The 7,447-nt window shown below is 45.8% G+C and carries 7 protein-coding genes; 1 reads left to right on the top strand and 6 read right to left on the bottom strand.

Annotated features, from left to right (window positions below; translation table 11 throughout):
- The first annotated feature begins 50 nt into the window (after nt 1–50).
- A complete protein-coding gene (locus CAG68_RS19430) occupies nt 51–716 on the top strand; it encodes a DUF2982 domain-containing protein (protein WP_005386825.1) in 666 nt (221 codons plus the stop codon).
- A gap of 18 nt (nt 717–734) precedes the next feature.
- On the opposite strand, the gene CAG68_RS19425 is transcribed toward CAG68_RS19430, so the two are convergent.
- The 6 genes from CAG68_RS19425 to CAG68_RS19400 form a co-directional block, all read right to left on the bottom strand.
- Entirely contained in the window at nt 735–1,391 is a 657-nt protein-coding gene (locus CAG68_RS19425; RefSeq protein WP_005376855.1) for an MBL fold metallo-hydrolase, read from the bottom strand.
- 129 nt (nt 1,392–1,520) lie between these two features.
- A complete protein-coding gene (locus tag CAG68_RS19420) occupies nt 1,521–2,069 on the bottom strand; it encodes a DUF882 domain-containing protein (RefSeq protein ID WP_031778936.1) in 549 nt (182 codons plus the stop codon).
- Nucleotides 2,070–2,235: 166 nt separating this feature from the next.
- On the bottom strand, nt 2,236–3,777 hold the full coding sequence (locus CAG68_RS19415) for a L,D-transpeptidase family protein (protein WP_005376852.1): 1,542 nt from the start codon (nt 3,775–3,777) through the stop codon (nt 2,236–2,238).
- A 153-nt stretch (nt 3,778–3,930) separates the two neighbouring features.
- Entirely contained in the window at nt 3,931–5,013 is a 1,083-nt protein-coding gene (locus CAG68_RS19410; RefSeq protein ID WP_161441539.1) for a DUF1513 domain-containing protein, read from the bottom strand.
- Nucleotides 4,994–6,031 carry an imelysin family protein gene (locus CAG68_RS19405; protein WP_161441538.1) on the bottom strand — a complete coding sequence of 346 codons (1,038 nt, stop codon included), beginning with the start codon at nt 6,029–6,031 and terminating at the stop codon, nt 4,994–4,996. Before CAG68_RS19405 ends, CAG68_RS19410 begins: the two co-directional genes overlap by 20 nt.
- Before the next feature lie 10 nt (nt 6,032–6,041).
- Entirely contained in the window at nt 6,042–7,424 is a 1,383-nt protein-coding gene (locus CAG68_RS19400; protein ID WP_161441537.1) for a di-heme oxidoredictase family protein, read from the bottom strand.
- Between the last annotated feature and the right edge of the window lie 23 nt (nt 7,425–7,447).

Here is a 7,447-nt window from a genome sequence, read left to right as displayed (position 1 = left end):
CATAAAGCTGCCCACTCATTTTTGAACACGTATTCGATGAGGTTATAAGCATGGAAACGCTGCACCTAACAAATTCACATTTCAAACCCGACTCCCCTATCAACAGAATACTTTTGTTGCTTGTTGCACTCATCACTTTGTTTTTGGTTGCCATTTCTCCGGGGTGGAAGCAAGCCATGTTGTCGGTCATTTTGATGTCTGCAATCGTTGGTTTCGCCATCTTGATGATTAAGAAAAGCCAAGTCACTTTTACGCTGACAGCTTCTCACTTTCAGCAACACCTTTTTAAAGGGGGTTGGGTCGTCCGATGGCGAAATATTGAGTCAATCGGTATTTGTAGCTACCAACAGGAAGGGTGGCACCAACCGCTACCTTGGATCGGTATTCGTCTAAAACACTACTCACCCTACTTAAATTCAATCTGCCCTCGTATAGCGACAGAAATTCTCCTCAGCCAGCGAGCACTGCTTTACTTAGGCGCGAAACAAAATCAGTGTGAAGATAAGTTTGAGGATATAGTGCTTGACCCTAAACCGTATATAAACAGAGATGGGATTGAGTACAAAGGTTTGTTAGCGATGCTCGCCAACCGGATGAAGTATCAGAGAGGCTTTTATGGCTACGATCTATTTATATCAGCAAGTGATCTAGATCGTGAGGCTGAGGATTTTGTGGGACTGACTCGGCGATACTTAGCTGCCGCCGAGCCAGAATAATGCTTAGTACACGCACTTTTAGTAAAGCGGCATCTCGTCAGCAACGAACGGGTTAGTTTTACGCTCATGACCGAAAGTCGATTGAGGGCCGTGACCAGGGACAAACGTGACATCATTGCCTAAAGGCCACAATTTCTCTTTGATAGAACTAATCAACGTATTGAAATCACCTTGTGGGAAGTCAGTTCGACCAATGCTACCGTTAAACAAAACGTCACCCACAAACGCTAAACGCGCTTCTTCACTGTAAAGCACAACGTGACCAGGTGTATGACCAGGTGTGTGGAATACGTTCAGCACTTGATTACCAAAAGTGACAGTGTCACCTTCATTTAGCCATTGGTGCGGTTCAAACGCTTCTGTCAGCGGGAAACCAAACATTTGGCTCTGACCTTCCAAACCTTGCAACCAGAAGTTATCTGCCTTGTGAGGACCAACAATCTCTGTACCGCCAAGCAGTGCAGACAGCGGTTCCGTGCCACCTACGTGGTCCAAGTGACCGTGTGTTAGCACTAGGTTTACCACGTCAACACCCAGCTCTTTGATAAGCATAGCGAGCTGCTTTTCATCGCCGCCTGGGTCAACCACAATACCTTTCATGGTTTCGTCACACCAGACAATAGAACAGTTTTGAGAGAAAGATGTTACTGGAACAACTTGGTATTTCAGAGCCATAGATAACCTATACCGAATAAATTTGCATGAAAACTGCCGCAACTATGACACTAAGGCCTAGCGACTTCAAGCTTTGAACTGTGGGTAATCGACGACGTTCTGAGACTAGAAACCTTGTCTCAACTAGCACTACCAGGAACGAACAGCTCCCGTATCGATATGAACAAAGTTACTACCTGGATAATAACCCACGCCACCGGCTTTTAGGCTTAATGCAGCATCACGAACCGTTGAAAGCTTCACGCCGTCTAAACGAAAATCAATGGCCTTTCCTTCCATGTGCATGCTCTTTTTCGCTACACGAGAAGACCCGTTGCGCAGCGAGGCGTTAGTGGCAGGAGAACGGTAACCTGAAATGACGATCACCTCTGCTTCTGTACCAATTAACTTTTGAATTTGGCTTATTTGATCGAACAAGCGTCGATCCATCGGATGAACCTCATTCCGTCGATGGTCTCGACAAAACTCATTCAGCCTTTGAAGTTCATCATTAATGTATCGTTTTCCATCGAAATAGCATGTTTCGAGGATCTCTCCAGTATTAAGATTGTTCATCGCCAGCGCACGTGGCTCGTCAGGGAGTGAAGCCCAAGAAAATGATGGCAGGGCAGACGCCAACACCACACCACCAGCGGTCATTTTAAGGAAATCTCGGCGGGAAAAGTTACGACTTACCATTTCAAAAGACAGTGCTCAACAACTAGACAAGTCGTGGACATTAACCAAACACATTTGTCACGTCAAATGCATAAAACGCTCCATCTTGATTTTCAGATGCAGTAATTATTGCTTAATTATTGAACGAAAAGAGAATTCTTCGTTTTGTAAATTTTCCTTAAAGATTTCAACTGCGGTGATCGTACTTATAGATATCATCACGGTAGTAAAGCGTTCCCTCTTCCAACCATGCTGTTTGATAAATGATGTGTACTTGAATGCGCTCTCCCAAAGGAACTGACGTGTTAGACCGACGAGAACTTTCTCGCTTTTTCGCTAAACGTTCTTCCAACCCCTGAGTTTTGAACAGAAGTTCTGCTAACTGGTCTGCATGTTCTACACGAACACATCCTGAGCTGAATGCGCGTCTGTCCTGTTCAAACAAGTTCTTACTTGGCGTGTCATGCAAATAAATAGCTTGTGGGTTAGGCATATTGAACTTGTACAATCCCAGTGCATTTTGTAAGCCCGACGCCTGTCGCATACGATAAGGAAATGTTCTCGGATTCACCGTTGCCCAATTGATGGTTGTAGGGTCAATAATTTCGTTCGAAGTCCAAGACCGAATGATTTGAATGTTATGGTTAATCAAATACATCGGATTACGTTTTACTTTAGGAATAATGTCTTTAACCATGATAGTCCAAGGCACGTTCCAAGTTGGGTTGAGAATAACTGAATCCAGTGCTACCGACATGATGGGCGTTTTTCTTGATGCTCTCCCTACCACAACTTTAGACTCAAACAAGGGTTGACCATCATGCCAATACGTGACTTCGTATCCAGGCACGTTAACAAAGACAACATTATCCCTTTCTTTCGACCAAATTCTTGAACGCTCAGAATTCAACGCCAGCAGATGCAATCGCTCTTGAGGAGAAAAGTTGATCCATCGAATGGTATTCGGGCCGATAACGCCATCTTCTTTCAAACCATGAATACGCTGGAACTCTTTTATCGCAAGCTCTAATTGTTCGTCATATTCTTCAGTGACTAAATCCAAGTAAGAAACATCTACGCCTACGATCTCCATTCGCTCAATCAATAGGGGTCTGTTTTCTAATATATCGCCAACACGTGCTAGCCCAGTTTGTTGATAGGCAGGATATTGGTACTGAGAATGTTCCGATAGCGAAGAATAGGCGGAGTAGAAAGCATCATCTGTTTGTAATGGAGACCGGAGACTTGCCAAAAACTGACCAAGTTTGCCAACCGTAATCTCATTACTCAGAACCGATAAAGTATCGATGCTAGGAGCGGGTAACGTAACATGGGCTTTGTCTGTAAATAGCCAATTAATCCCTTCTTCGGGGAGTTGCTCAAGATAACTAAGGTACATCAAGAGTGAATCTGTCATCACTAAATCGAAGTCGAGATTATCTCCCTGCCACCTTACTTGGTTTATCCGGTGAAGTTGATTTTCGAATTCATCGGTGACATCCGCAAGTGCAACCAGGTTTACTTGAAAAAGAAACTGCTCAATATCACTTTCATTTTCCCAGTTCAAACGGTAATTGGTGCTTTGATACAGTTGATCAATCACCTCTGGATAATGGATCATTTTTTCTACAGACAGCTTTTGTACCGCTCCCTCTTGCTCGACTTGCGCTGAAGCTTCGAGAGAAACGACGGTGGAAAAGCTGCAAAACGGCACCAGAAGTGCCGTCATGATTAAAACCCTAGCAAACACTGAAATGATCCTTGCGCTACTTGCCATAATAAAAAGTATGGCAAATATCTCACAGCTTGCAGGTTTAAAATTAAGAATCTGATGCCGAAAACGACAACAAAACTCTCTATAAGTAATTACTCAATGATCTTTCTAGATAATTCTCGACCAATGGTTGTCCCATTGCACTCCGCTTGCGAAGGTACTTTTTGACTCCTCAGGTCTTTGCTCTACCACTTTTCCCGCCCCAGAACTGACTCGGAACTCATCGCCATAGACCACAACACCAGAGGCATCTGGTAACGCACTTAGCTCGACCAATTTGCCCGTAGATTTAGACCATATACCATAACAACTGCCCGGAGGCGAAGTGGCTAAGATCCATTCATCGGTTGCTGCAATACTCGCAACGTAGTGATTGAAACGCGCCCACTCTTCAGGATCAGCTTGTAGATCCTGCATCTCACCACCACGCGTGTGCATGGCGATCAAGGCTGGATACTCGTCCGGCTCACCACGATATTGTTGCCCACAAAGCACGGTTTCCGCACCATCATGAGCTAAATGGCGAATACTCAACTTATGATCCGGTAAAGACACTTGATCCAATAGCTCCCCTTCTTGTGAAAGGTAACTCAGACTCGGTCTCATGCTATCAAGATTGAGAGGTTCACGGCCGTTGGTGTGTACGCCACCGACGCCAATCGCTAATGCGCCATCAGGCATCATGATCACTTCATGAGGACCAAGACCAAAACCCGTTAACTCATCGATTTTTTGATATTGCTTCTGCACATCATAAACACCAATGATCCCACGACTTGTCCCCCTCTCCCCTTCTGTGGCAAATAGCAACGTGCCATCGTGGGAGTAAACGCCATGCCCATAGAAATGACGATTTGACTTTGCTAGTTGCAGTTTGATCATCTGCCCTGAGCGATAATCAAATACCATGAAGAAAGTACCTGGTCGACGACCAAAAACTACGGCGTGGCCTTGTTGGTTGGTTGCCACACCGTGACCACGCTCAGGAATCGGCAATGAAGATAGCGGCATACCATGCTCATCCGCCACCACCGCTGCATATTTATCTCTGCCAATGATAGAGCAGCCGATCAACGCAGGCTCACGTGAGCTTGTTGAGGCACAACCAAATGGCATCATAGGTGTAGCTGCCCCGAATAGAGCAGCTTTCAGTAAGTTTCGGCGGGTTTGATCAGTCACCATCGGTTGCATTAAATCCTATAACCACGCCAAGCTCGATCGCCACCTCTTCGTGAATCAGGTACTTCAATTGCTCTAGCTTATTGTATTGAGAGAGCACCATGCGATAGCCTTCTTTTGTTTGTAGTGCGGCAAACAAGCTCTTATCTTCCGGCCATGTATCTAACGCCATCTCGAACTGATGAACAACACGATCAGCTAAATCCGCATGACCTTGTTCTCTTAATAGCGCATCTAGCCCGTTACCGTCGGCAAAATAGAGTGCTTCCATTGCGGTAAGGTTCGCTTTCAAGTTCGAAAGCGACGTCTCTGAACGCCACGATTCTGAGAAATAAGGGCGAGGCTTGCCAATCTTCGCCAATGGGCGACTCAACTTCTTCATGCTGTATTCAAGCTGATTAGAAAGCAGTGAAATGTACTCAGATTCCCATTCTGTCATCTCTAGCGATTTCCAAGGGTTTTCTGCCCAAGAATCCGCGATGATCTGCGCTTTGTTATCGAGGTTTTCTGCAATCGAAATGCCTGTCGCACAGGTATTGCTGTTGCTAGATAGGGTCGACGCTTTATCGTAAAGCAGCCATTCCAGAGCCCCTAAACCTTGCACGGTGACACTTTGGGTGGAAATATCTTCTGCACTCCAAGCTTGGCCAGATTTCGTCAATACAGACATTTTACGACCAGTAGTGTTTTTTTTATCTGGCCAAAACTGAACATTCCAGCTTTGCTCCAACGCCGTAGCAGGGCCACGTTCTTGACCTTGTAATGCCATCCACGCCAGCATCGTTTGATGCCACTGCTGTTTTACTTGTGCATCATCTTTCGACTCTGATGCGCAGTAATCTGCGAAGCGTTGTTCAAGTTCTGTGGTTTGCGCTAAAAACGTCTGAGCTGATTGAAACTCCACCTCGTACACGCTTTGAGAAATATGACTTGTACTCTCAGGCTTGGCAGAGCTCGAACCGATGGTCGATTGGCAACCAACCAAACTTAACGTTGCGGCAATCGCACTCACTAATAGTGTTTTTTTCATGGTTGCTTCCTTATAGAGAATTCAGAAACGCAATCAATGCGTCACGTTCTTTTTTGTTCAGTGCTAAGACGTTTTGTTTCGCCGTTTCAGCTTCGCCGCCGTGCCACAACACTGCTTCCATCAGGTTACGAGCGCGACCATCATGTAAGAAGTAAGTATGTCCGTTTACTTCTTCGGTATAACCAATGCCCCATAGCGGTGCTGTTCGCCACTCGCGGCCGTTTGCTAGGTATTCCGGACGGTTATCGGCTAAGCCTTCACCCATGTCATGCAAAAGCATGTCGGTGTATGGGTGGATAAGCTGCTCAGAAAGCGCTGGTAACTCTGGTCGTTTCGCCGTTTTAACACTGGTCTTGTGGCAGCTTTCACAGCCAGACGCAGCAAAGATTTGCTGACCAAGTTTCACGTTAGGGTCATTGACATTACGGCGAATAGGTACGGCTAAGTGTTGGCTGTAAAACTCTACGAAGTCGAGAATATTTTCACTCACTTCAGGTTTGCCGCCATTTGGCATGTCGTCACAAATGCTTTGTTTCGAGGTACAGTTTTCATTTGGGAATAAATGGCTCGTAAGACCCACATCACCATTGAATGCTGCTGCATTTTGCTGCATTAACGTCGGTTGTCCTGCTTTCCAGCCAAAACGACCAATCGAGAAATTGTCCTTCTCAATATCCCACACCTTATTGACTTTGCCTGAGATACCGTCTTTGTCGGCATCTTGTTCATCAGCCCAAGCAAGTAGCGTTTCGTCGGGAATACTCTCTAACAAACCAAGGCCGATCATTGGCGGTGCCACGCGTGCTGAGAACTCGGTATCAGGGTGCATATCGCCGTAACCCAGATCGATAATGTTCAAATGAGGTTTTCTTAGCGTCACCGTCGTACCGTCTTTAAATTTCACTGGGACATCGGTGTAAGTGATTTCGATTTTGCCTTCTGGCGTTTGATCTTGCAGGGCGAAATCTTGAAGCTGGCCACCATAAGTCGGCTCAGGTATGCCGCCATCTTTGATGTAAGCTTTCTTTTGTTCTGGCGTCATCGCAGGAATGCTTAAGCGCACTAACATAGACACGGCATGTAAATCATCTTTCTCTGGCGGATGACCACGACCGTCTTTGATGTGGCAGTTCTGACAACCATTGGTATTAAAAAGCGGGCCTAGGCCGTCACGAGCGTCTGTTGACGCTGGCGCTTGTACCCAAGGGTTGCGGAAAAAGCTGTTACCGACACTAAAATCGAGGCGTTTGCTCATTGGCAAGTTAGCAGCAGGAAGAGAATAGGCATTCGCGCCGTCTTTTTTAACACTGGTTTTGCCACCGGACTTAACATCGTAAGCCATGGCAGAAGAAGAAAGGATCGCGGCTAGCGCAGAAATTAGGTATGGCTTCATATCATTGCTCTACATAGACAACA

This window comes from Vibrio sp. V42_P2S4T144, assembly GCF_009904715.1.
GTDB lineage: Bacteria > Pseudomonadota > Gammaproteobacteria > Enterobacterales > Vibrionaceae > Vibrio > Vibrio alginolyticus.
The sequence above is the reverse complement of the archived record's forward strand: the minus strand, read 5'-3'. Positions and strand labels throughout refer to the sequence as shown.